The sequence below is a fragment of the Litoribrevibacter euphylliae genome (genome assembly GCF_042646085.1).
GTDB classification, from domain to species: Bacteria; Pseudomonadota; Gammaproteobacteria; order Pseudomonadales; family Litoribrevibacteraceae; genus Litoribrevibacter; species Litoribrevibacter euphylliae.
In genome coordinates this window covers 1-22,097 of the sequence record NZ_JBHRSZ010000001.1, presented here as the reverse complement: position 1 = coordinate 22,097, position 22,097 = coordinate 1, and the positions used below count along the sequence as shown (strand labels likewise).

The window sequence follows — 22,097 nt, the reverse complement described above, 5'->3', positions numbered from 1 at the left end:
CAATATACTTTCCCGAATGGTTCTTTCTAATAAGAACACCAAGATGACTCACTTAGATACAGGATCTTCTATGCGTTTTTTTTGGCTTCTATGCGCGTTAACATTTTTGATCGGCTGTGGCTCCGACACCCAAGAAAATAAGGTTCCGCTGAAGATAGGCACCAACCTCTGGCCTGGCTACGAGATGCTATATTTGGCCAAACACAAAGGGTATTTTGAAACGGACAAAGTTGATGTCGTGCAACACGCCTCCGCCTCAGAAGTCATGTCGGCGCTGCTAAGTAATCAGATTAACGCCGCAGGCTTAACGCTCGATGAAACATTACAAGTGTGGGACAAAGGCTATCCCATTGAAATAGTTCTGGTCACCGATGTCTCCGACGGTGGCGACATGTTGCTCACCAAACCGGAGATCACTGAAGTCTATGATCTGAAAGGCAAAGTGCTTGGTCTCGAAGACAGTGCCTTGGGGGCTTACATGCTCGAACGCTTCTTACAATTTTCGGGCTTAAAGACCGGAGACTTCACCACCAAAACGCTGACCATTGATCAACACTCAGCGGCCTTTGCCTCGGGCGATGTGGATGCGGTCATTACGTTCGATCCTCAAGCGGCAAAGATTAAAGCCACGGGTGCAAACTTGTTGTTTAGTTCGAAAGACATTCCCAACGAGATCATTGATGTCATTGTGGTTTCTAGCGGTGCCAACAAGCCGTCTTACGAAAACATTCAGCATCTGATCAACGGCTACTACGCAGCCTTGTCTGATTTCCAACAAAAGTCCCCCGACGACATCAGTTTCATTAGCCAGCGCTTAGGCATCAGTGAACAGCACACCCAAGAAGCGTATCAGCAACTGAAACTGCCATCGAAAGACGAAAGTCTGGCATTGATGAGTCTTGGCGGTGTGATGATCAACTCACTGAACTACATGAGCTTTATCTTAGAGAAATCCAAGATCATTCAGAAAGGTTGCCAATGCCGGGAGATCATCAATATTGATTACTTAGGACAGACGGTGTCTAAAGAGGAATAGACCAGAGCGACACGTCAACAACACTTACTTATCTTGATTCGTCTCCACATGCGCTGGATGTTCAATATCCAGCTCGTGTAAGGCAATTACCGCTTGCGTACGATTGCGCACCCCAAGTTTCTGAAAAATAGCGGTAGCGTGGGCCTTGATGGTGGCTTCCGACACTTCCAAATCGTAGGCGATCTGCTTATTCAACAAGCCTTCATTCATCATCACCAACACCTTAAATTGCGATGGCGTCAGAGAAGCCAGTTTCTCCGCCATTTCCTGCTCGTACTGAGATCGTTCATTGATGTTAGTCACCGGTTCCGGCGACCATAAATCACCGTCCAACACGGTTTCAATCGCAGTCTTAATGGTGGTAGGTTCAGCGGACTTGGGAATAAACCCTGCCGCACCAAATTGCATGGCTCGGGCAATCACCACCGGGTCTTCCTGCGCGGAAATCACCACCACCGGAATATCCGGGTAATGGTTGCGTAAGAACACCAGAGCGGAAAACCCCTGAGCCCCCGGCATGTGTAAATCCAACAGAATGAGATCGGCGTCCTGATTGTCTTCGAGCTTAGATTGCAACCCAGACACCGAATCCGTTTCATCAATCACCACATCCTTTAATTGCATGGTCATGATTTGCTTGATGGCCGCTCGAAACAACGGATGGTCATCAGCCACTAAGATTCGGTAATTCATAAGCTATCCAAACACTTTACTCAGAACAAATTATTAAGGAACCTCAGAAGAAGCGCCTAAAGAAGTAACATAAATCATTCTCTAGAGGCTGTCGAACGTAAACCTTGTTTAAGGGATTTATTCAGAACTTCCTTAACTACTATTATGAAAGAGTGAACTGTAATAACGTCATAGTCTAATAACTCCAATAACAGCACTTACGGACACCACAACCATGGAATCAACAGACCTTAAAACCGTTTGCGTTACCGGCGCTTCTGGCTTTATCGCCGCACACGCCGTAGAACAGCTTCTGCAAAAAGGGTATCGAGTGATCGGCACCGTCCGAGGCGACGACAGCAAGTACCCATATCTAACCAGCCTGGAAGGCGCCTCGGAACGCTTAACCTTGGCGCAGGCCGATTTACTCACCGAAGGCGCATTCGATGAACTGCTCACAGAATGCGACTACGTATTCCACACCGCCAGCCCCTACATCATTGATGTCAAAGATCCCCAACGCGATCTGGTTGACCCTGCGGTCAAAGGCACGATCCATGTGTTGGAAGCCTGTAAAAAATCGCCACGCGTAAAGCGTGTGATTCTGACCTCCTCCATTGCCGCGATTACCGATGAGCCAGACAACCATCATGTCTTCACCGAAGCCGACTGGAATCAGAAGTCATCGTTGGATCGCAACCCTTACTACTATTCGAAAACACAAGCCGAGCGTGCCGCCTGGACGTTTATGGAAGACAGTGAATTAGGCTTCGATATGGTGGTGATTAATCCGTTCATTGTGATTGGCCCTTCCCATGGCCCAAGCCTAAACACCTCAAACCAAATCATTCGCGACATCATGAAGGGGCTTTATCCAACCATCATGACAGTTAATTGGGGCTTTGTAGACGTTCGCGATGTGGCAAAATCACATATCCTGGCGATGGAAACCCCTGAAGCATCCGGCCGCTATTTGTGTGCTAACCAATCCATGACCATGACGGAGTTGGTGCAATTTTTAAAAGACAATGGCTACCAAAACTACCGTTTACCTATGATCAATATGGCCAATCATTTCGGCACAAAGGTCATGAAACTCTTGTCGTATACTCAGCCCAAAGGGGTCGGGACTTATATGCGTACCAACATGGGTAAAAAGATGCAATACGACAACAGTAAGATCAAAAAAGAACTGAGCATCGAGTTTATCCCGGCGAAAGACAGTGTGTTAGCCGCCGTGGAAGACATGTTGAAGTGGAAGCATTTAAAAGCCAGATAAAGAAACCAAAAGTCTCTTTAAAGTACGGTTACGAATCTTCAACCGTACTGAGGAAGTGTTTGAGATTAATATCTGCCGTCGTTTCAAAGGTATCGCCAGTTTCGTTGAGTTCGACAATACGATCAAAGCGAAAGTGGCGATAATCCTGACGTAACTCACACCAGGCCACCAGCGTCCAGCGATCCCCCCAACTGACCAAACCCAATGGCCAAATCACACGATCACTGCATTGACCTTTTTCATCGGTATAGCCAATCGCAAGCTTATTCTTACGCTCACAGGCATGACGAATATTCAAATGACGCTGGCGTAATGCATCATCGCGATCCAACACTGGCACGCAATACGGCTGATTTTCAGCGTAACGTTTCAAGTGATCCGGCAACACTGACAGAATTTTATCTTCCGCTTGAGTAGCCGCCGAACTGAGTTCAGGGTCGGTAAAGGCTTTTACCATCCGAATCCCCACCAGCAGAGCTTGAAGTTCTTCGTTATTAAACATCAGCGGCGGCACCTCGAATCCCGGATTCAGCAGGTAGCCGACACCGGCTTCCCCTTCGATGGGAATGCCTGAAACAATAAGCGCCTGAATATCGCGATACACCGTACGAACGGAAACATCCAGTTTCTCTGCCAACGCCTCAGCGGTGATCGCAGTGCGCCGTGCTTTTAGCAAAGTGGTTAAATGGAATAGTCGTTCCGCCTTATTCATCTCACGCCTATTGTTTCAGAAGTTCTTAAATCGAAAAGCGTTAACTCGCCGGATAGGCCAGCTCTACATGACCATGATTCATGCTGAGCGTTTGTGGGTCAATAGCCCGCATGAAGTCGGCATCTTTGAAGGTAGCCATAAAGCTGTCACCGGCCGCATGTGCCGCCTCCATGGAGGCCCAATGCACAATATCAATCCAGGTTCCGTCTTCTTTTTCTGAAAGACAACGGAACATGAATCCATCCTGCGTTTTTAACCATTGGTCAACGGCATCATTGGACGTCATAAACTGCTGTCGCTCTGTGCCATCGACTAATTTAAACATACACACTTCAATGGCTTCTTTGGTAGATTCTGACATGTTGGTTCTCCTTTTATGAGTATCATAAGTGTCTGGGTAAGGCGGTGTTTCGCGCCACACAACCACTTTAGGAGAAAGCACTGTCAGGAAATGTCAGTAATAGCCAGTTCGTATAGAGGACGGTAAAAAGCGATTGTAAAAAGTAACGGTCAAAACGACAGAAAAACGTTCTTTTGAAGCCGATTACATCGACAAAAGCGTTTCACATATCACACGGAAGGATTACACTTTATCGGAACCTGTCGAGTCGTTGCTCGTCTTATTTTGGTAATCACCATGTAATCGCGGTTAGGGAGATCATAATGCGATTTAAACTACTTGTTTCTGCCTGTTTCATAGCAATCACATCAGCAAGCCATGCGGGCAATTTGACTTTTCTGGCAGATACTGTGGTTTCAGAATTCTCTAAGACAGAAGCCGAGTCATTTAAAACCTTTATTGGCCAACAATTAAACACCTTAAAAGACAAAGAAAAAGCGTTGTGGACATCCCAAGAGAGCGACCTTCAAGGCATCGTTCGCCCGAACGTAACCTTCAATCAGGATGGTATTCCCTGCCGCCAGACACGATTTTCTTTGAAGGGTAAGCACGATAAGAAGATGTTCTTCAATTTCGATGTCTGCCAACAAGACGGTAAGTGGGCCATCAAACAATCTCCACTAGCCCGTCTTAAAGCAAAGGATTGGGAAACCCTGACGGCCTACCTGACCGAAGCGTTAAACGAAGGTGAAAGTGGCTTTCCGGTCAGTTGGAGCATTCGTCAGGCCGGCGTGACCGGTTCCATCGTTCCTCTTGACGCAACCACCAAGAATAATGAAAGCTGCCGTGATGCCGCCATCAGCGTTGCCGATAACAAAGGCCATACTTCCAGCGGTCGTTATGAGTTTTGCATGAAAGACGGTGAGTGGACACGCACCATCGACTAATCATCACACTGCGCGGAAGGGTTCAGCGGCTTCTGAATAGCGACTTCTGAACAACGCCCAAAAAAGAAAGGCCGAATCTACTGTGGATTCGGCCTTTTTCATGCGTCGAAGGTTGTTAGCCTTATACTCTAAAAAGATTCAAAATCTAAAAAGATTCAAAGTCTAAAAGCGATACAACAAGCCAACCGTACCGGACACCACGTCAGCATCATAGAAGTTAATGTCCGAATCAGACTCGGCGTACGCCAACGACGCAATCCCCGAGAAATCCTGCCAACCAAAGATGTTGTGGTAAGACAAGACTAAGCTGCCGCCAAAGGAATCCCCTTCTTCAGTAATGCCATAAATCGGGTTTTCTTCATCATGCTCGAAGTGCGAATAAAACACCCTAGTAACCACGGAATACTTTGGCGTGTTATAGAAATAGGATAAGGCGGTGCCGTATTGCTGTTTGGCCATGGCTTCACCGTCCAGATCATAATCGTGATAATTAAGCTCTGGCACAAAGAACTGACCTTTATCCAACATCACTTTGTAGGTCAGAGACAGCGAGTTATGATCCCCTTCTCGACTTAGGTCATCCATCTGATCGGCTGTAATCAGCCCCTGGTTGAACAAATCAAGTCCTGCCTCTTCATCGTCCAGCTCAACGCTACGATGGCTCAACTCTACGCCTAAGCCTGAGCCCATAATGCCTTGCCAGCCAATGCGAGCACCGGAAGAGTCTCGATCGGTTTCGTCTCGGTCTGTACCCGTTTGATACGGATCAGCATAAACCTCTGTTGGAATGGCCGAGAACAGAAAGGCGCCATAAACAATGCTCTGATCCGCTAACTCTTGCCTGACTCCCGCCTGAAAAGACAAGTCATATCGCACCATATCTTCAAGTGCGTTCCCTAGAAACAGCTGAGTGCGTGTTTTCGCAAAGGTGTAATTCAATTCCCCCGAAAAAGCGAAACCTACGTCGCTTTCCGAGTCCGGCCCTTCGTCTAGGCTGTCAATATTGGATTCGCTGATGTCATTCCCCAACCCGGAAATCATATTGCTTGAATAGCTGGTCGCGGAAAGTCCCGCCACCAAAGAGCCACTGAAACCGGATTCTTGAGGAATCGGCTTGATCGGTTCAGCAACGGAATACACAGAGAAAGCAGATAGAACTACCGCAGACGCTAGAGGTATATAAGGTTTCATAATCGTTCCTTGACTTAGACAAAGTGTTCAAATCACTGCATTTGAAGTAATACTAGCTCAGAAGTTCCACAAATAAAGCTAAGGAACCTTTGAATAATTTATGACAGTAAAGTTTTAAGGGTTCAGATGATTGGCGAGTCTGACTGGCAAACGCTTCGCGCCCCAATTACCGGCTTCGCCTTGGAACATCCCAGGGATCTGATGACCGCAATTCAGACAATGGCCAGAACCATCCAATTGCCACGCGCCCAGCTCGTACCAGTCCCGTTCGATGACCCGCATATCACACATAGGGCAATAGGTACTGCTGCCTGCGGTGTCATGAACATTGCCGGTGTAGACATAATTCAACCCCGCATCTAAAGCGATGCGCCGAGCTCGGGTTAAGGTCGCTGCTGGCGTATGAGGTTTATCGCGCATTTTCCAATCCGGATGAAAAGCACTGAAATGCAATGGCACATCCGCTCCCAATTCCTCAAACAACCATTGGGTCATCTCTTCGAGTTCAGCATCACTGTCGTTCTCATCGGGAATCAATAGCGTAGTAATTTCTAGCCAGCACTGCGTTTCATGCTTGAGGTAACGCAACGTATCCAACACGGCGTCGAGATCAGCACCACAAAGATGCTTGTAGAAACGCTGCGAAAACGCTTTCAAATCCACATTAACGGCGTTCATATGACGAAAGAAATCTTGTCGAGGTTGATCACAAATGTAACCGGCCGTGACAGCCACAGAATTGATACCATGGTGCTCACATGCCAGTGCCGTATCCACCGCATATTCAAGAAAAATAACCGGATCGTTGTAAGTAAAGGCCACGCTTTTACATCCGAGATTCGAGGCCGCTTCTGCCAAAGTATCCGGCATGGCGCTGTCAGCCAGGGTATCCATTTCTCGGGATTTACTCATATCCCAGTTTTGGCAAAACTTACAGGCCAGGTTACAACCCGCCGTGCCAAAAGAAAGCACCGAACTGCCCGGATAAAAGTGATTCAGCGGTTTTTTCTCAATGGGATCGACACAGAAGCCGCTGGATCGGCCATAGGAATAGAGCATCACCTGATCGTCTTCCCGGCCTCGAACGTAACACAGCCCCCGTTGCCCTTCATGAAGTTTACAGGCACGAGGACACAGGTCGCACTGAATCCGATCTTTATCTACGGCATGCCAGTATTTCGTCGGAAAGTGCGCAGGTGGCGTTTGAGGTTTCACCGAAGCCATGTCGACCTCCTTACTACCTCTGAAAATATAGATGCAACCTTCAAAACTGTGTGTTGCTGCTAAACTAAAAGTAGTCTTTGAACAAAAAACAGTCTCAGAAAACTGAATGAGCTCACCCAAAACAATCTAAGGTCATCTTTAAATTTAGTCCAAATTGGACAAAGCGGGTGAAGAAAATGGGTGAGTAAAGTGGGTCTGAATATGTACATACGCCAACCTGCGGTTGCGGGCAGTTTCTATCCAGAAGGGGAAGAACAACTGTCTGTGCTGGTCACTCAAATGCTGTCTGAAGCCGTCGCCAATGATGCAGTGCAAGTGTGCCCTAAGGTGTTAATCTGTCCTCATGCCGGTTACGTCTATTCCGGTGCCATTGCTGCTTCCGGCTACAGCCAACTCAAGGCCTATCACCAACAAATCTCACGGGTGGTCTTGCTTGGTCCGTCGCATCGGGTTCCCTTGCAAGGCATTGCTATCCCTGACACCAGTTTATTCAGAACGCCACTGGGCGAAATAGAAGTAGATCAGGAAGCGTTAACTAAGATTAAAACCCTCGAGGGCGTCAAAGTCAGCCCCCATGCCCATGCCTATGAACACAGCCTCGAAGTGCAACTGCCTTTTCTTCAATGCGTTCTCGATGACTTTAAAATCATCCCGTTGGTAGTGGGTCAAGCCGGACCGACATTGGTCAGCAAAGTGATAGATGTGCTATGGGGGGGCGAAGAAACCTTATTTGTGGTCAGCACCGACCTCAGCCATTACCACAACTACGAACATGCAAAGGCAGTGGACGGTGAAACCTGCAAAAAAATAGAGCACTTTGATACCGACATTACCTGCGATCATGCCTGCGGTTGCTACCCGCTCAATGGCATGATGCAAGCCGCGCAACATCATAGAATGCACATTTCTCAATTAGATCTTAGAAATTCAGGAGATACCGCAGGCTCTAAAGATCAGGTCGTAGGATACGCCGCCTATGCCCTGTTTTGAGTTAAGTCCCCCGCAGCAGCACACCTTACTTACCCTTGCCAGAGAAAGCATTGCTTATGGCCTGCAACACGGCTGCGCACTGACGGTGACATCGAGTGCTTATGAGGAACCGCTTCAAGAGATGGCCTCCTGCTTTGTTACCTTGCATCTTCACGGCGAACTCAAGGGTTGCATTGGTTCCTTAACAGCCTATCAACCACTGGTCGCAGACGTTGTCGAACATGCTTATGCTTCAGCATTTCGGGATTCACGTTTTTCACCAGTAACACAAGCGGACTTGCCCCACTTGAATATTGAGATTTCAGTGATCAGCCCCCAAATCGAAATTCCTTGCCATTCGGAAGCCGAGCTGCTGTCTAAGCTGACCCCTTTTAAAGATGGAATAACCATTCGTGACGGCTTTGCCACCGCAACCTTCTTACCGACAGTGTGGGAACAACTGCCGGATAAAGTGCAGTTTCTGGATCACCTCAGATTAAAAGCAGGTCTTGCCAGGAAGCATTGGTCGGATCAACTGACGGCGTATCGCTATCACACCTTGTCTTTTAGCGAATGAAACTTTTACTGTGATTCCAGTTCAAAAGAGAATATATACAAAAGACAATGCCAATCTAATTCTGGCCCACCCACTTCAACACGAGCATTGAGTATCATGCCTTTGACTAACCACAACCGCACGCCAGCCCCCGAACGAGTTCATGGATTTAATTTCCTTCGGACTCTGGTCTTGGTGTCGCTGTTACTGTTGAGTCAAATACTAAAGGCCGAAGAGTGGAGATTCTGGAATCAAAGCGATGAAAGCAACACCAACACCATTGATCATTCTCTATGGCAAGACAACCTAAATAAGTACTTACTTACAAGCCATCCCAGTGCAATAAACCTTTATGACTACAAACGCGTCACAGCCACCGACCACCAGCAATTAAAAACCTACCTCGCTCAATTAAGTCATCTAGACCCTCGCCTGTATTCAAAAGACGAACAAATGGCGTATTGGATTAACCTCTACAATGCGCTGACCATTGATGTGATTTTGGATCACTACCCGGTAACCAGCATTCGAGATTTGGGAGAAGGTTTTTTCTCTTTTGGTCCATGGGACGATGAGATCATCAAGATTGCCAATCAAGAACTCACATTGAATGACATCGAACACCGAATTCTCCGCCCCATTTGGCAAGACGCACGCATTCATTACGCAGTAAATTGCGCCAGCTTGTCTTGCCCTAATCTTGCAAAACAGGCCTATACCGCCAACAATCTGGAACGGCTTCTAAAACAAGGCGCGCACCGTTATGTCAATCATCAACGCGGCGTGTATTGGGAAGAAGACCAAGTTGAGCTCTCAAAAATTTACTCTTGGTATCAAGAAGATTTTGGCGACAATGAAGCCAACGTAATTAAACACCTAATGCAGTATGCCGAACCTGAATTGCTGAAACAGCTGAAAACCTACTCGAAGGACACTGATATTAGCTACCACTATGACTGGCAGTTGAACGAAGTGGAATAGCGGATAAATATCATAACAGGATTAACTACTTCACTATGCTCATTTCTAGGTGTGAATTCTGCGACTGCCCCCCGTCACCAAACTCGGTAATGTAAAACGGTAATCCTCCCTGTTTGGCCATATACATATTGGCATCAGCCACCTTCAAGACTTCTAAGGCATAACTGGCCGATGCACCTGAACTGCAATAGCAGCCACCAATGTCGATGTCTGCCAGATACACCTGATCGTCAATTTCCATTTCGATAAAGGCTTCACGAATCTTATTCGCCACTACATCCATGGCTCTCGTCTCATGCAATGTCGGCACAATAATAATGAACTCATCACCTCCCCAACGAATCAAAATATCCTGAGTGCGTAACGCATTCTTGATAAACTGAGCCCCAAGCTTTAACACCTCATCACCCACATGATGACCACACCGATCATTGATGCCTTTGAAATCCCGATAATCAATAAAAAACAAACCAAACGGATCACCTGATTCACAGACTTCATGCAGTAATGAACGACCTATGTCTTTTCGATAATATCCGGTTAAATCATCGTAATAGGCTTTCTGTTCGAGGTTCATCAATAACCGCTTTTTCGTTGAAATGTCTTCACCAATGAACAGCAAGCTGGTCAATTCACCGTACTTATACACAGGAATCACATACACATCTTCGTCGTATTGGAAGCCTTCACGGGTATAACTCAAAAACTCAGCCCGATAATCGTTATGGTTCAGAATGTCTTTTAGCAGTTCTTCTTTACTGCACTCAGGTAAGGTCTTGATATTAAAAATATTCTGACCTTGAACTTCTTCTGCCTCGAAATGGGTTTTATTTAAAAACTTAGGGTTCACTTTGAGAATTACCCCATGAGGGTCCGTAATGGCAATGGAATAAGGATTGAAGGTAAACAAGCTGGAATCGGCACTAAGATCTTCCAGTTTTTTCTGTTGATAGGTCACGTCTTCGCCAATCAACATGCCGACACTTTGATGCTCATCCACACAAATCTGCTGAGCACTGAAGCGTATGGTCACCACACGACCATGTCGCCCTTCCAACTTGAGATCATAGTTTTCACGGTGCTCTTGATTGGCAAACAAGAGGTGATAGACCAAAAACTCTTTTGGGTGTTCTTTTGGAATAAGCTCTGCAAAAAAGTCGGGAAACTGAGCAAAGGAAGGGTAGTCCAACAAGTCCAACAGCTTAGGAGAAATATCGACGACTCGATTATTCCATATGAGTAGATAGTATGTTGCTTGTTTGAAAAAGCGGGTCATTTGATCAAGTAGCTTGATCGAGGTTTCTGGAATATCGGCCCCTTTCATCCTGATATCCTCATGAATTCTGACTACAGTACTTCAGCTACACCAGCCATACAAAACATGAATGACTGAAATGGTTTTGTAAGGTCTCTTATATATAGTTCATAAGCCCTGATTTCGCTACTCTTGGGTCAACTCAGGGTGAAGCATCTATACTAAATGAAGACTTAAAGAAGGATATGAACGCACCTGCTGTGTGAGGGCTAGATCATGATCAAGGCCATTCTGTTTGATTTAAGTGGTGTACTCTATGAAGGCAGCCACCCCATCGAAGGAGCGGCTAAAACCATTAATCGTCTTGAACACGGCGGTTTGATTTTAAGGTTCATTACCAACACCTCACGAAAGACCAAACAACAGGTGTTAGATGAATTACACAACATGGGCTTTCAAATTACCGGAGATCAACTCTTCACGGCACCTGAAGCAGCCCAGCAGTGGTGCATAGCCAATAAACTGAATCCCTATTGCCTCGTTCATAAGAACATCAAACCCGAGTTTACAGATCTCGAAAAACCGCCCTATTCGGCGGTTGTTATCGGGGATGCAGAAGACGACCTAACCTATCAAAATCTGGATACGGCCTTTGATATTTTAAACTCCGGCGCCCCTTTGATTGCCATCGGCAATAATCGCTATTACAAAGGTGAGGACCGACTTCATCTCGATGCAGGCCCGTTTGTGAAGGCGCTGGAATACGCCTCCGATCAGAATGCCATCATTACCGGTAAACCGTCGAAAACCTTCTTTGACCAAGTCATTGCAACAACCGGTTGTAACAAACATGAGATTCTAATGATTGGTGATGATGTCTATGGCGACATAGAAGGTGCCAGAAAAGCCGGCATCACGGCCTGTTTAGTAAGAACAGGTAAATACCAGCCAGGGGATGAATTAAAACTGACACCGCCAGCACCACTTGCTAAAGATGTCAGTGAAGCCGTGAACCATTACCTGCCTGCGTTATAAATAAGCGATCAGCTTTAAACAGTTAAAGCGCACCTGAATGCAGCTTAGAGTAACCAAGTCTTCAACATTTGCTTAAGCTTTACGTCATCAACCGGCTTAGACAGATAATCGTTCATACCGGCCTGCAAACATTTTTCTCGATCTCCTTTCATGGCATTGGCTGTCATTGCAACGATGGAGATGTCCTTGAATCGTTCTCCTGCCGCACCGTTACGAATTTCAGTGGTGGCCTGATAACCATCCATCTCTGGCATTTGGCAATCCATAAATACCAAGGTGTAAGGAGCATCTTCTGGCGCTTGATGCAACGCTGCAATGGCTTCTATGCCGTTACCTGCGATGTCGCAGGTCAGCCCCAAACCTTCCAAAATGCCTTGAGCAACAGCCTGATTGATGTAGTTGTCTTCCACCAGAAGTAAGCGCGTAGTGTCTGGCCAGCGTGTTTCGTCAGTATGGCTTTCAGAGATCACCTCCCCAGAAATCACCTCTTCAGAAACCTTTGGATCGCTTTGGCTTTCCTCATTAACCGTTTCATCTCTCTCTGATTGCTTTGAAACTTGGTCAATGGCAGCTGTTTTACTCACTTCGACCACATCAGTTTGATCAGACTCATCAGGTACCGGGCTGGCTTCACTTGCTTTTAGTTCGTGAAGATAATGATGTGTTACCAGAGGATCGGCATTTTTCATCGCATCGCCATCATCTAACACCACAGCTAAAGCACTGAATAAATCGGAGGTAGTGGTCGGTTTCGGGAAGTACGCCTGATATCCCAATTCAGCAAAGAACTTTGCATCTCCACGATTACTGATGGCTGTCATTAGAATTAACTTCAAAGCGTCGAACTGTGAATTGCTGCGAATTCGCTTAGCAAACTCAATACCATCAATAAACGGCATGTGAAGATCCACGAAAACGACATCAAATGCAGGCAGTTCTGATGCTAGCAGGCGCTCTTCAAGCGTTCTGAGTGCTGCAATACCATCACTGACTGCAATGACTTGAGCCCCCCATAGCTCAAGCTGCTTTCTTAACACCTCACAGTTGGTTTCATTATCATCCACCACCAAAATGTGTCGATCTTTAATCGACAACGAAGGCACCACAATTCTCGCTTCATTACAGCTTTCCAGCTCTATATCAAAGACAAAACGACTGCCCTCTGTCATCGTCTTATCCACAGCAATCGAGCCTTGCATTAATTCGCACAATTGTTTGGTGATGGCTAAGCCCAATCCCGTACCACCGTATTTTCGGGTGGTGGAAGCATCTACTTGAGTGAAGGAATCAAACAAGGTATTTAAGCGATCCGTTGGAATACCAATGCCGGTATCCTGAACACTGGCTTCCATGCGCAGTTTATTTGGCGACAGATCAAGATCGTGCAGCGCCACTCGAATAATGATTTCGCCCGCGTGCGTAAACTTAATGGCATTGCCGACCAAGTTCACCAACACTTGGCGCAACCGTCCCGGATCTCCTTTTACCTTTGAGTGATGAATATCTGTGACATCCAACACCAGTTCCACACCTTTTTCCTGCGCCTTTTGAGCGATGGATTCAGCAAAGTCGCCCAGCATAGCGCGTAAATCGAACTCGATAATCTCGAGATCGAGTTTGCCCGCTTCCACTTTAGAGAAATCCAAAATGTCATTGATTAGATACAACAAGGATTCGCCACTGGATTTCGCAAGCCGCACATGATGAACTTGCTCTTTGGTCAGAGGGCTTTTCTCCAATAGTCCCAGCATCCCTAACACACCATTCATCGGCGTTCGAATCTCATGACTCATAGAGGCGAGGAAGCGACTCTTCGCCACAGCGGCTTCTTCAGCCTGCTCTTTGGCTTCAGCCAACTCTTGCTGAACCTTGACGCGACGATCAATGTCCTGAAATGAACCAAACAAGCGAACACACTGGGTACCAGAAAACTCCGCTCGTCCTGTCGATTGCACCCAAATTTCGCGTCCTTGATCGGTTACTAATTGGAATTCCTCATTCCACGGTTCTCCCGTTTCTATTGCCTCTTTAACAACCGTCTGAATACGTTCTCGACTGATCCCTTCTTTGTAGAAAAGCAAGGCAGATGACAAGGTTGGCTGATAAGAATCCTGTACTTCGTGAATGTACTTAGTCATGTTTGACCAATACAACACACCGGATACCACATCGTATTCCCAAGCACCGATTCGAGCCTGTAAGCTCATTTGTTCCAACAACTCTTGCTGGCGAGCTAACTTCACGTCCGCTTCTTTTTGCTGCGTTATATCAACCGCGATAATAACGAACCCTTGAAGCACCTCATTTTCATCGGTAAGCGGGCTGGATCTTAAATCCAGCCAGTAACGTTCACCTAAGGCATTGACGTTCTGTAATTCCAGCGCAAAAGCCTGGCCCTCACGAATATTCGTTATAATTTGATGAAAATCTTCGTCAGCCACATAGTCGCTTTGGAAGATGTCCTTAATATCCTTACCAACCAGCGTTTGTTGGTTGTATCCGGTAATGCGGGTGAAAGAAGGGTTCACCCAGGACACAATGCCATCGGTGCCGGTCAGTAACACGGCGTTATCGGTCTGATTGGCAATCCGGGAAAAGCGTATTAATTCAAGCTCGACCTTCTTCCGCTCGGTGATGTCCAAATGGGTCCCGACCATACGAAGAGGCTCATTGTTTTCGCCCCACTCCACCACACGCCCGGTATCCAAAATCCATACCCAGTGACCGTCTTTGTGTTTCATCCGGGCTTCGCATACGTAACGATCTGTCTCACCAGACCAATGTGCGTTCAACAGCCTTTCGGACTCAGGCAAGTCGTCGGGATGCGCTAAGTCCATCCAGGTTTGGATACTTAACGGCTCTAACTCTTCCAGTTCATAGCCTACAATCTCAGCCCAACGACGATTAAACTGAACGTCGCCCGTCTGAACAGACCAATCCCAGATACCTACTGCGGTACTATCGACGACCAGCTCCAAACGTTCTTTGTTTTCGGTCATCTCTTTCTCGACGCGCTTCTTCTCCGAGATGTCTCGAATTAAGCCGGTATAAAAATTCCCTTTTGCAGAAGCCACTTCGGAAATCGCCAACTCTATCGGGAATACCTCCCCGGATTTGCGGCAGGCTCTTAACTCCTGCACGTTATGAGAGGTTCCCATATGAACGCGATTGAAATACTTAAGCAGCTCTTCGTTACTGTTCGAGCGCAAGTGTTCAGGCATTAGGCACTTAATGTGCTGTTGCTGAATTTCTTCATAGCTGTAACCAAAAACCTCTTCCGCCGTCTTATTGAAAGACTGAATCAAGCCTCGTTCATCCACCGTAATGATCGCTTCCGCAGCATGATTTAACACACTGGACAGATACTTAGAGGACTCTTCCGCCTCAGCCGTACGTTCACTGACTAAGGACTCCATGTTTTCTTTGTACTTACCCAGCGCCGTTCCCATGTCATTGAACGCCGTTGCTAAAGACGTGATCTCATCATCGCCTTGATCCACGATTCGATAATCAAACTGTCCAGAACCGAACGCTTTAGCACCTTCAAACAAATTGCGAATACGTTGCAGAATTAAACGATTACTTGCCCAAAACACCCCGAGAACCAAGACCAACACCAAAGGTATAACCGTGGTCATGACTATCAGGTTCTGATTTCGCAACGGTGCAGTCAGCTTGTCGGTATCAAAGTAGATTTCCAGTAACAGGCGCTTTCCGCCTAAGTAAAGTGAACGCTCTTGCTCTAAATACTCAGAATGATCTTGCCGCGCTCCGGCAAAATTAACCCCGGACTCATCAACCAAATGACCGCCAATCACCGGGTATTCATAGGTTTGTAGACGTTTCACCACGTGATCCAAGGCGGCGGTAATAAACTCTTCAAAACGATAAGCCAATAAAACCCAGCCTATGGTTGTGCCGTCTTTAATAATGGGGGCTGAAAACCACTGAGCTTTACGCTGATCATGAATGCTTATCAACCCAAAATACGAGTCATCCCCAGGAATGCCCATTGAAGGCAGCTGTGGATGAAAGTGAGTAGTTAGGGGAGATTCACTAAAGTCTTTGCCTAGCAACTCCCGAGGCGTCAATTGATTGGTGTAGAAGTCCCGGTTATTCACCGCCACCGCTTTCTTATCACTATCTAAAATAGCGAGATAGAATAGCTCGGGATAGGTCGCGGCAATCGCATTAAGTTTATCATCCAAACCTTGATAGTTTTTCTGAGCCAATGCATCTGAAAATACAGGGCCAGCCGCAACAATTTTAGCGCTGCTCTGCACGGCCAATAACTGCTGTTCAATCCGATTATAGGTATTTTGTAGAGTCACCTGAACAAAGCGATTGGTTTCTGAAATCAACAGTTCTTTGGTGTTGTGACTTATAAAATAGGACGCTAAAAAGACACATGGAAAAATACAGATAATAAATATCAGTACCAATTTGTGTCCCAGATTTAATCTATTCAAACTCATTCAATCCCAGTCTTTTCTAACCCTATGGTGCTCGCTTTATAGTTTTTGTGATGCCAACAACTTTAGGGAACCTCTTAGTAAAATCATAAATTTAGCTTAATTACCTCAACATGTCCTGATCTGTAACACAAAGATAATATATTCGATATTTCATATATATGAATTTTCATATATAGTACATTCCACTTAAATCGAGTTACGGACATTTATCAATGACAGATCCAGTAAATTTCTACAAATGTTTGGCCGATGATACTCGACTTCGCTGCTTACTCTTAATCACCAAAGAGCAAGAACTGTGTGTGTGCGAACTCACGACTGCAATCAATGAAAGCCAGCCAAAGATTTCACGCCATCTCGCCCAGTTAAAAAAATGTGGACTGCTAACAGATCGGCGTCAGGGCCAATGGATTTATTACCGCTTGAACCCCGAACTAACGGATTGGGCCAGAGACGTAATTTCCTCAACGTTAGATTCCAACACATCCTTCATCGCTACCAACCTGAAAAACCTTAATGCGATGGGAGATCGGCCACAACGGGTCGAGACGTGTTGTGGCTAATCCAGTCAGCATTGACCGTTTGTCATCTACAAACACAACACTGAAGTGAAACAGCAATACTGTTTATTAACGCAATGAATCTTTGCCTCATTATCTGTAATCGGAGTATTCATCATGGCAATTAAAGTCGGTATCAATGGATTTGGTCGTATGGGACGTCTAGCGTTCAGAGCCGCCTGGGATTGGCCTGAACTGGAGTTTGTTCACATCAACGACCCAGCAGGAGATGCGAAAACACTAGCACATCTCACAAACTTTGATTCAGTTCATGGTCGCTGGACATACCAAGCACAAGCAACGGAGCAAGGTCTCGAAATCAACGGCCAAACTATTTCCTGTTCTCGAAATACTCGAATTGAGGATACCGATTGGTCAGGCTGTGACATTGTTATTGAAGCCAGTGGTAAGATGAAGTCCAAAGCGCTGCTGCAAAGTTATTTAGATCAAGGGGTAACACGTGTGGTTGTGACAGCCCCCGTCAAAGAAGACGGTGTACTGGATATTGTATTAGGCGTTAATGATCACCTCTACGATCCGAATCTGTACTCGATTGTTTCGGCTGCATCTTGCACGACCAACTGTTTGGCTCCCGTGGTGAAAGTCATTCACGAGAATCTAGGCATTAAGCACGGTTCGATGACCACCATTCATGACATCACCAACACCCAGTCCATTCTGGACACACCGCATAAGGATCTAAGACGTGCGCGTGCTTGTGGCATGAGCTTGATTCCAACCACCACAGGGTCAGCCACCGCGATTACTCATATTTTCCCTGAGTTGAAAGGTAAGCTGAACGGTCATGCAGTACGTATTCCATTAGCTAATGCCTCGCTGACCGATTGTGTTTTTGAAGTCGAGAAAGCTACAACCGTTGAGGAAGTAAACGCGCTATTGAAACAAGCAGCAGATAACGAGCTGAAAGGTATTCTGGGGTATGAGGAACGCCCTCTTGTCTCGATTGATTATAAGACCGACCCACGTTCAAGCATCATCGATGCCTTATCCACCATGGTGGTCAATGAGACACAAGTAAAGCTCTACACTTGGTACGATAACGAATGGGGCTATGCGAATCGCACAGTGGAACTGGTTAAAAAGATAGGGTTGATGGATCAAGCGAGATGATCAAAACACTATCAAACTTGTCTAGTGAGATAAAACAATATTTGGTCATTACCGGTAATTATTGGGCGTTCACTCTGACGGATGGCGCCCTGCGAATGCTGGTTGTATTGCACTTTCACACGTTCGGATACAGCCCGTTAGACATCGCTTTGTTGTTTCTCTTTTATGAAATATTCGGAGTAATCACCAACTTGGTGGGCGGATGGTTAGGGGCGCATCTAGGCCTTAACAAAACCATGAACATTGGCTTACTGCTCCAAGTAGTTGCCTTGAGTATGTTATTGGTTCCTACTGCCTGGCTTACCGTGCCTTGGGTCATGGCCGCCCAGGCACTATCCGGTATCGCCAAGGACCTTAATAAAATGAGCGCTAAAAGCTCCATCAAACTGTTGGTACCTAGCACTCCTGATACAGCCACAGAATCGGAACAAGCGCTCTATAAGTGGGTTGCTATTTTGACCGGTTCTAAGAATGCGCTCAAAGGAGCCGGCTTCTTTTTAGGCGGTTTATTATTGATGAGTCTAGACTTTGCTGGTGCGGTATTAGCCATGGCAATCGCTCTGACCTTGGTTTGGATTTCCAGCCTTATCTTACTCAAGAAAGATTTGGGGAAAGCGAAAAACAAACCCAAATTCAAGGACCTGTTTTCCAAAAGTCGGGCAATTAATGTCTTATCAGCGGCTCGCCTGTTTCTATTTGGTGCTCGCGACGTTTGGTTTGTGGTGGCGCTGCCGGTGTTCCTAGCCACCCAATTTGGCTGGGATCATTGGCATGTTGGTGGCTTTTTAGCATTATGGGTTATTGGCTACGGCGCGGTGCAATCCATCGCACCCAAAATTACCAACCGCACAAATTCCCATCCAGATGGTCAAACAGCATTTGTATGGGCATGCCCACTAATGCTAACACCGGCATTAATAGCTCTGGCATTAACCTTTAATGTATCGATCCACCTCAGCTTATTGGGCGGGCTGTTAATTTTCGGCGGCTTATTTGCCATCAACTCGTCATTGCATAGCTATTTGATTGTCAGCTATGCATCCGATGATGGCGTGTCTTTGGATGTAGGTTTTTACTATATGGCCAATGCCATGGGTCGCTTAATTGGCACCGTTTTATCGGGTTGGGTATATCAAAGCTACGGATTAATTGCGTGTTTGTGGATATCTACTGCATTTATTGCATTAACAGCTCTTTTATCTATTGCTCTACCAAGACACAAGTCAGGATATAAGCCGAAGTAAAATCAGAAAACCTAGAAGTGAATCCAGAACTCTTCTTCCTCTGGTAATGGTAGCGTTAACAGAGGGTTTTCAAGCTGATAAACACGACTGTTTGAAAAGCGACTTAAAGGAAAGGCATCCCGAGTGACGGGATGCGCTTTAAGAAGCGCCATCATTTCTCCGGAATTCACTAACTCCCGTAAGCCACGTTCCAGTTGTTTAGCCAAAACTTCATTCTCTCTATTAGTAAAAAACAACATAGGGAAAGCGTATTTGAGAACAATCCCCTCATAGACAATTAAGTCATTATCGCTACCCGTGGCCTCAAACGAGGCCACCTCGCCATAGACTTCATTTAATCCGCGAGGAAAATAGTGACACCGCCCTGCTTCCAGCATGTCGTACATCATCTTGAACTTAGGCGCCCGAATCACACGATAACCATTATGTTCAAGAATATCAGAGTCCGGCCACTGACTGCCCTGACAAGCTCGTAACTGCTTCAACGTTAATTCAGTGACATCATCAAACAAGGCTTTGTCACCCCGTTTAATCACTGGCACACGATGACCTAACATTCCCATCGTCAGTGGAACATTAACTACACGAAAATTATTGGCTCTGACTGGATTAATACCGGCCCAAAAGATATCGAGGCGCTTCTGTTTCAATAATAAAAAGCCTCGATCCTGAGTTAACTCCTTAACAGGTAAAACCTTTACGCGATAGCCTGCATTATTTCTTAAAGCCTGTTCGATCAAAGAAACGAAAAAGCCATGACTGATATCATGTTCAGATTGAGGAGGTCGAATATAAAGGTCTTTTGAGAAAACTTGGAAGGAGAATAATCCAAGGAATAAAAAGAAACCTAAGCCCTTAAGAAACTGCACATTCATATCCAAAGCTACTGAGCAATTAATACACTTATTTTATCAATCAAGCTTAGTGATGTTTTGTCTGTTTGTAACTAGGAAAGGTAATCCAAGGCTTCTGAAATCCGTGTAACAGGAATAACTTCTAATCCGGGAATGGTTTCTTTCGGGCGATTAGCTTTTGGAACTATAGCTTTCTTGAAGCCATGCTTAGCGGCTTCACGAATTCGCTCTTGCCCACTTGGTACAGGTCGAATTTCACCCGATAGACCAACTTCGCCGATGACCATCATATCCATAGGCAACGGACGGTTTCGAAAACTGGAAAGAATAGCCATGACCAATGCCAAATCCGAGCTGGTTTCGGTGACCTTAACACCACCCACGACATTTACATAGACATCCTGATCACCCGTATGCAGACCACCGTGACGATTCATAACTGCGAGCAACATGGACAATCGATTCTGATCCAAACCAACAGCAACACGACGTGGATTACCAAAGTGACTTTCATCGACCAAGGCTTGAACTTCGACCAACATAGGCCGTGTTCCCTCCCAAATCACCATCACCGCTGAACCGGCAGCCGCATCTTCGCCACGAGATAAGAAGATTGAACTTGGGTTTTTAACTTCCCGCAACCCTTTATCCAACATCGCAAAAACACCCAGCTCATTAATGGCGCCAAAGCGATTCTTAATGCCACGCAACGTACGGTAACGACCATCGGCTTCGCCTTCCAGCATGATCGAGGTATCAATCATATGCTCAAGGACTTTCGGACCTGCTAACGAACCATCTTTAGTAACATGACCTACGAGGAATAAAATGGTTTGGGTTTGTTTAGCAAACTGAGTTAAGAAAGCAGCCGACTCACGAACTTGAGAAACACTGCCAGGCGCTGATTCCAACCCAGCTAAATGCATTACTTGAATCGAATCAATAATCATCAGCTTAGGCTGCTCTTGGCGAGCAATATTTACAACCGCTTCAACATCCGTTTCAGCCAGCATATTCACATTATCAGTAGGTAACTCTAACCGCTGGGCTCTCATTGCCACTTGTTGGAGAGATTCTTCACCCGTCACATACAGACAGGGTTGAGACGCTGCCATACGACATACCGTTTGAAGTAGCAGAGTCGATTTACCAGCCCCAGGGTGGCCACCAATTAGAATCACAGAGCCAGGTACTAAACCTCCGCCTAAGACTCGATCAAACTCCTGCATGCCGGTCGTGATTCGTGGCATTTCTGCCAAATCAACCGAATTAAGTGCCACTACTTTCTGAGTCGTTTGACCAGCATAACCTGAACTACGAACACTCGCAGCCGAAGTCCGTTTTCCAGTATCAACAACAAACTCTTTTAAAGTATTCCATTGCCCACAACCAGCACACTGCCCTTGCCATTTAGAATGATCTGAACCACATTCTGTGCACACGTACGCTGTTTTACGTTTAGCCATGGATTACCTTTTAATAGTGGATGAAAAAGAAAAGAGTCACATTATACAAAGAGAGAGAGAAGAGGCTATATAAAAGACCGGACGTTAGACGTTAGAGCGGCGTATTTTCAAGCCTCAGCCGTATTGTTCCGCTCGAAGTCTTGGTGTTGGATATTTTCCAGACATAAAAA

Annotated in this window: 19 protein-coding genes; 10 read left to right on the top strand and 9 right to left on the bottom strand. The window is 46.0% G+C overall.

What is annotated here, in order from left to right:
* Positions 1–70 precede the first annotated feature (70 nt).
* The gene (locus ACFOEK_RS00095; protein ID WP_386714323.1) at positions 71–1,036 is read left to right on the top strand and encodes an ABC transporter substrate-binding protein; all 966 of its coding nucleotides are present in this window, start codon (positions 71–73) and stop codon (positions 1,034–1,036) included.
* 24 nt (positions 1,037–1,060) lie between these two features.
* On the opposite strand, the gene ACFOEK_RS00090 is transcribed toward ACFOEK_RS00095, so the two are convergent.
* The gene (locus ACFOEK_RS00090; RefSeq protein ID WP_386714320.1) at positions 1,061–1,729 is read right to left on the bottom strand and encodes a response regulator; all 669 of its coding nucleotides are present in this window, start codon (positions 1,727–1,729) and stop codon (positions 1,061–1,063) included.
* 214 nt (positions 1,730–1,943) lie between these two features.
* Here ACFOEK_RS00090 and ACFOEK_RS00085 point away from each other — a divergent pair, with 214 nt between their 5' ends.
* Entirely contained in the window at positions 1,944–2,987 is a 1,044-nt protein-coding gene (locus ACFOEK_RS00085) for an SDR family oxidoreductase (protein ID WP_386714317.1), read from the top strand.
* 28 nt (positions 2,988–3,015) lie between these two features.
* Here ACFOEK_RS00085 and ACFOEK_RS00080 read toward each other — a convergent pair whose 3' ends face one another.
* Complete coding sequence (locus ACFOEK_RS00080; protein WP_386714315.1) at positions 3,016–3,699, bottom strand: helix-turn-helix transcriptional regulator; 684 nt, start codon at positions 3,697–3,699, stop codon at positions 3,016–3,018.
* Between the two features lie 40 nt (positions 3,700–3,739).
* A complete protein-coding gene (locus tag ACFOEK_RS00075) occupies positions 3,740–4,060 on the bottom strand; it encodes a hypothetical protein (RefSeq protein ID WP_386714312.1) in 321 nt (106 codons plus the stop codon).
* 302 nt (positions 4,061–4,362) lie between these two features.
* Between ACFOEK_RS00075 and ACFOEK_RS00070 the strand changes: the two genes are divergently transcribed.
* Positions 4,363–4,986: a hypothetical protein gene (locus ACFOEK_RS00070; protein WP_386714310.1), complete on the top strand. Its 624-nt coding sequence runs from the start codon at positions 4,363–4,365 to the stop codon at positions 4,984–4,986.
* Between the two features lie 162 nt (positions 4,987–5,148).
* Here the strand turns inward: ACFOEK_RS00070 and ACFOEK_RS00065 are convergent, their stop codons facing one another.
* Positions 5,149–6,177, bottom strand: coding sequence for a DUF2860 family protein (locus ACFOEK_RS00065; RefSeq protein WP_386714307.1), 1,029 nt, complete (start codon positions 6,175–6,177; stop codon positions 5,149–5,151).
* 114 nt (positions 6,178–6,291) lie between these two features.
* A complete protein-coding gene (amrS, locus tag ACFOEK_RS00060) occupies positions 6,292–7,401 on the bottom strand; it encodes an AmmeMemoRadiSam system radical SAM enzyme (protein WP_386714304.1) in 1,110 nt (369 codons plus the stop codon).
* Positions 7,402–7,602: 201 nt separating this feature from the next.
* On the opposite strand from amrS, the gene amrB reads away from it, so the two are divergent.
* From amrB to ACFOEK_RS00045, 3 genes are all read left to right on the top strand, one after another.
* The gene (amrB, locus tag ACFOEK_RS00055; RefSeq protein WP_386714301.1) at positions 7,603–8,391 is read left to right on the top strand and encodes an AmmeMemoRadiSam system protein B; all 789 of its coding nucleotides are present in this window, start codon (positions 7,603–7,605) and stop codon (positions 8,389–8,391) included.
* Positions 8,378–8,947 carry an AmmeMemoRadiSam system protein A gene (amrA, locus tag ACFOEK_RS00050; RefSeq protein WP_386714298.1) on the top strand — a complete coding sequence of 190 codons (570 nt, stop codon included), beginning with the start codon at positions 8,378–8,380 and terminating at the stop codon, positions 8,945–8,947. Before amrB ends, amrA begins: the two co-directional genes overlap by 14 nt.
* A gap of 96 nt (positions 8,948–9,043) precedes the next feature.
* Entirely contained in the window at positions 9,044–9,907 is an 864-nt protein-coding gene (locus tag ACFOEK_RS00045) for a DUF547 domain-containing protein (RefSeq protein WP_386714295.1), read from the top strand.
* 25 nt (positions 9,908–9,932) lie between these two features.
* Here the strand turns inward: ACFOEK_RS00045 and ACFOEK_RS00040 are convergent, their stop codons facing one another.
* Entirely contained in the window at positions 9,933–11,231 is a 1,299-nt protein-coding gene (locus tag ACFOEK_RS00040; RefSeq protein WP_386714292.1) for a diguanylate cyclase, read from the bottom strand.
* Positions 11,232–11,438: 207 nt separating this feature from the next.
* Here ACFOEK_RS00040 and ACFOEK_RS00035 point away from each other — a divergent pair, with 207 nt between their 5' ends.
* Positions 11,439–12,197: a TIGR01458 family HAD-type hydrolase gene (locus ACFOEK_RS00035; RefSeq protein ID WP_386714289.1), complete on the top strand. Its 759-nt coding sequence runs from the start codon at positions 11,439–11,441 to the stop codon at positions 12,195–12,197.
* Between the two features lie 44 nt (positions 12,198–12,241).
* Here ACFOEK_RS00035 and ACFOEK_RS00030 read toward each other — a convergent pair whose 3' ends face one another.
* The gene (locus ACFOEK_RS00030) at positions 12,242–16,672 is read right to left on the bottom strand and encodes a PAS domain S-box protein (RefSeq protein ID WP_386714286.1); all 4,431 of its coding nucleotides are present in this window, start codon (positions 16,670–16,672) and stop codon (positions 12,242–12,244) included.
* Between the two features lie 212 nt (positions 16,673–16,884).
* Here ACFOEK_RS00030 and ACFOEK_RS00025 point away from each other — a divergent pair, with 212 nt between their 5' ends.
* From ACFOEK_RS00025 to arsJ, 3 genes are all read left to right on the top strand, one after another.
* Positions 16,885–17,235, top strand: coding sequence for a metalloregulator ArsR/SmtB family transcription factor (locus ACFOEK_RS00025; RefSeq protein ID WP_386714284.1), 351 nt, complete (start codon positions 16,885–16,887; stop codon positions 17,233–17,235).
* 114 nt (positions 17,236–17,349) lie between these two features.
* Positions 17,350–18,363, top strand: a complete 1,014-nt coding sequence (locus ACFOEK_RS00020; protein ID WP_386714281.1) for an ArsJ-associated glyceraldehyde-3-phosphate dehydrogenase — start codon at positions 17,350–17,352, stop codon at positions 18,361–18,363.
* Complete coding sequence (gene arsJ / locus ACFOEK_RS00015) at positions 18,360–19,607, top strand: organoarsenical effux MFS transporter ArsJ (RefSeq protein WP_386714278.1); 1,248 nt, start codon at positions 18,360–18,362, stop codon at positions 19,605–19,607. The genes ACFOEK_RS00020 and arsJ overlap by 4 nt, the downstream gene beginning before the upstream one ends.
* Before the next feature lie 11 nt (positions 19,608–19,618).
* Here the strand turns inward: arsJ and ACFOEK_RS00010 are convergent, their stop codons facing one another.
* Positions 19,619–20,476, bottom strand: coding sequence for a hypothetical protein (locus ACFOEK_RS00010; RefSeq protein ID WP_386714276.1), 858 nt, complete (start codon positions 20,474–20,476; stop codon positions 19,619–19,621).
* A gap of 77 nt (positions 20,477–20,553) precedes the next feature.
* A complete protein-coding gene (gene radA / locus ACFOEK_RS00005) occupies positions 20,554–21,927 on the bottom strand; it encodes a DNA repair protein RadA (protein WP_386714274.1) in 1,374 nt (457 codons plus the stop codon).
* Between the last annotated feature and the right edge of the window lie 170 nt (positions 21,928–22,097).

What these genes read in the sequence shown, in the direction of transcription:
- ACFOEK_RS00025 (WP_386714284.1), top strand. Translation starts at nt 16,885, where the DNA reads ATGACAGATCCAGTAAATTTCTACAAATGTTTGGCCGATGATACTCGA.
- ACFOEK_RS00090 (WP_386714320.1), bottom strand. Translation starts at nt 1,729, where the DNA reads ATGAATTACCGAATCTTAGTGGCTGATGACCATCCGTTGTTTCGAGCG.
- amrB (WP_386714301.1), top strand. Translation starts at nt 7,603, where the DNA reads ATGTACATACGCCAACCTGCGGTTGCGGGCAGTTTCTATCCAGAAGGG.
- ACFOEK_RS00075 (WP_386714312.1), bottom strand. Translation starts at nt 4,060, where the DNA reads ATGTCAGAATCTACCAAAGAAGCCATTGAAGTGTGTATGTTTAAATTA.
- amrS (WP_386714304.1), bottom strand. Translation starts at nt 7,401, where the DNA reads ATGGCTTCGGTGAAACCTCAAACGCCACCTGCGCACTTTCCGACGAAA.
- amrA (WP_386714298.1), top strand. Translation starts at nt 8,378, where the DNA reads ATGCCCTGTTTTGAGTTAAGTCCCCCGCAGCAGCACACCTTACTTACC.
- ACFOEK_RS00040 (WP_386714292.1), bottom strand. Translation starts at nt 11,231, where the DNA reads ATGAAAGGGGCCGATATTCCAGAAACCTCGATCAAGCTACTTGATCAA.
- ACFOEK_RS00085 (WP_386714317.1), top strand. Translation starts at nt 1,944, where the DNA reads ATGGAATCAACAGACCTTAAAACCGTTTGCGTTACCGGCGCTTCTGGC.
- ACFOEK_RS00080 (WP_386714315.1), bottom strand. Translation starts at nt 3,699, where the DNA reads ATGAATAAGGCGGAACGACTATTCCATTTAACCACTTTGCTAAAAGCA.
- ACFOEK_RS00030 (WP_386714286.1), bottom strand. Translation starts at nt 16,672, where the DNA reads ATGAGTTTGAATAGATTAAATCTGGGACACAAATTGGTACTGATATTT.
- ACFOEK_RS00020 (WP_386714281.1), top strand. Translation starts at nt 17,350, where the DNA reads ATGGCAATTAAAGTCGGTATCAATGGATTTGGTCGTATGGGACGTCTA.
- arsJ (WP_386714278.1), top strand. Translation starts at nt 18,360, where the DNA reads ATGATCAAAACACTATCAAACTTGTCTAGTGAGATAAAACAATATTTG.
- ACFOEK_RS00035 (WP_386714289.1), top strand. Translation starts at nt 11,439, where the DNA reads ATGATCAAGGCCATTCTGTTTGATTTAAGTGGTGTACTCTATGAAGGC.
- ACFOEK_RS00095 (WP_386714323.1), top strand. Translation starts at nt 71, where the DNA reads ATGCGTTTTTTTTGGCTTCTATGCGCGTTAACATTTTTGATCGGCTGT.
- radA (WP_386714274.1), bottom strand. Translation starts at nt 21,927, where the DNA reads ATGGCTAAACGTAAAACAGCGTACGTGTGCACAGAATGTGGTTCAGAT.
- ACFOEK_RS00070 (WP_386714310.1), top strand. Translation starts at nt 4,363, where the DNA reads ATGCGATTTAAACTACTTGTTTCTGCCTGTTTCATAGCAATCACATCA.
- ACFOEK_RS00045 (WP_386714295.1), top strand. Translation starts at nt 9,044, where the DNA reads ATGCCTTTGACTAACCACAACCGCACGCCAGCCCCCGAACGAGTTCAT.
- ACFOEK_RS00065 (WP_386714307.1), bottom strand. Translation starts at nt 6,177, where the DNA reads ATGAAACCTTATATACCTCTAGCGTCTGCGGTAGTTCTATCTGCTTTC.